A 2042-nucleotide genomic window follows, 5' to 3' on the forward strand; every position below is an offset into this window, starting at 1 on the left:
GAGCTGTTCGTCAACATCAGCGCGAGCCCGTTCTCGATGACGAAGCAGGCCACGCGCCGCCAGATCCTCGTCGACGCCTGCCGCGAGCACGGCCTGCCGTTCGTCTTCGTCAACCAGGTTGGCGCCAACACCGAGATCATCTTCGACGGCGACAGCCGCGTGCTCGACGCAGGTGGCACGCCGCTCGTCACGCTCCCCAGCTTTGAGGAGGGCTACGCTGTCTGGGACTGGGCGAGCATGAAGGAGAAGGGTACAGCTTCTCCACCGCAGAACGGTCACACGGAAGAACGGCCGCACGCTGAGGCCTCCATCGCCGACCTCCACGACGCGCTCGTGCTCGGCATCCGGGACTACTTCGCCAAGACGCCCGTCTTCGCCAAGACACTTATCGGACTCTCCGGCGGCATTGACTCGGCGGTGACGTGCGCGCTCGCGGCGAACGCGCTTGGGCCGGACCGCGTGGTTGGGATCACGATGCCCTCGGCGTACTCCTCGTCGGGCTCCGTCTCCGATTCGCAGGCGCTCGCCGACGCGCTCGGCATCGAGTTCCACGAGGTGTCGATACGCCCGGCCGTGGACGCCTTCGGAGCGATGCTCACGGACGTCTTCGCGGGCACCGAGGAGAACGTCGCTGAGGAGAACGTCCAGGCGCGCGCGCGCGGGCTCACGCTCATGGCGGTGTCGAACAAGTTCAATTACCTCCTCCTCACGACGGGTAACAAGTCGGAGATGGCCGTCGGCTACGCGACCCTCTACGGCGACATGTCGGGCGGCCTGGCCGTGCTCTCGGACGTGTTCAAGCAGGAGGTCTACGCCCTCGCGCGGCACATCAACGACCGCGCGGGCCGCGAAGTCATCCCCGAGAACACGATCACCAAGCCGCCGTCCGCCGAACTCAAGCCGGGCCAGCAGGACTCCGACTCGCTCCCGCCCTACGACGTCCTCGATCACATCCTGCGCTGCTACATTGAGGACCACCTCCCGCTCGACACCATCGTCGCGCAGACCGGCTACGACGCCGCGCTCGTCGGGCGCATCCTGCGCATGGTGGACCGCAACGAGTACAAGCGCCGCCAGGCCGCCCCCGGCCTCCGCGTCACCACGAAGGCGTTCGGCCTCGGCCGCCGCATGCCCATCGTAATGAAGCGCACCCACACGATGGCCGCGGTTGCGTCCAGCTGAGTTACTGTTGCTGCTGCGACTGCTGCGGGGCCGGTTCGGGGTCGCGCGCGTCGGCGTGGGTGACGAGAGCGAGGTCGGGGCGCACGTCGGCGGTCCCGGCGAAGGTAGCCTCGGCGACGTGGACACCTACCCGGAGCGTGCTGCCGCTGCTGCCCTTGTAGACGCCGCGCGTCGGCGGCACGTCGGCGTAGTCGCGGCCGAGCGCCACGCGGATGTGCCGTTCCTCGGCGAGGATGTTGTTGGTCGGGTCGAAGCCGACCCAGCCGAGGCCGGGCAGGTAGGTCTCCACCCAGGCGTGCGACTCGTCCTCGGCGGAGCGATCCTTCGAGGAGCCGTCTCGCTGGTAGAAGAGGTAGCCGCTCACGTAGCGACACGGGATCCGCAGGTGCCGGGCAAGCGCAATGAACAAGTGTGCGAAGTCCTGGCAGACGCCGCCCCGGCTCGCGAGCGCATCGTCGATGGGCGAGTGGACGTGCGTGGCCTCGGAGCTGTAGGCGAACGTCTCGTAGATCCGCTGGTTGAGTTCGCGCAGGAGCCGCAGCGGGTCGGTGCGCCGTGTCCAGTCGAGTTCGTCGATGAAGGTGTGGAGCGCCGCTGAGGGGCGTGCGAAGGTGCTCGGCAGCGTCATGTCGAGGTGCTCCCCGTCCTCCCAGAGCGCGTCGAGGGTTTCCCAGGTGTCCATCGGGAGGTCGTCCGGGGGCGACTCGGGCGGCGGCAGCTCGACGAGCGCGCGGGCCTCCAGCGTGAGCCGGTCGTGGTAGCCGGGGATGTCGAAGTGGTGCACCTCGTTGCCGAGGTAGTCCTGGTAGCTGAACGCCTGCGCGTGCGGCGACACGGCGAGGTCGAACGAGTAGCACCGC

At 68.3% G+C, this 2042-nt stretch carries 2 protein-coding genes; one reads left to right on the top strand and one right to left on the bottom strand.

Annotated features, from left to right (window positions below; genetic code table 11):
• Positions 1 to 1182 (top strand): NAD+ synthase (locus AAGI91_17695; protein ID MEM1044447.1); only part of this gene is annotated, 1182 nt, incomplete at its 5' end.
• Position 1183: 1 nt separating this feature from the next.
• Here the strand turns inward: AAGI91_17695 and AAGI91_17700 are convergent.
• Positions 1184 to 2042: transglutaminase family protein (locus AAGI91_17700; protein MEM1044448.1), on the bottom strand; the 859-nt coding region annotated here is incomplete at its 5' end.

This window comes from Bacteroidota bacterium, assembly GCA_038746285.1.
Taxonomy (GTDB): Bacteria; Bacteroidota; Rhodothermia; order Rhodothermales; family JANQRZ01; genus JANQRZ01.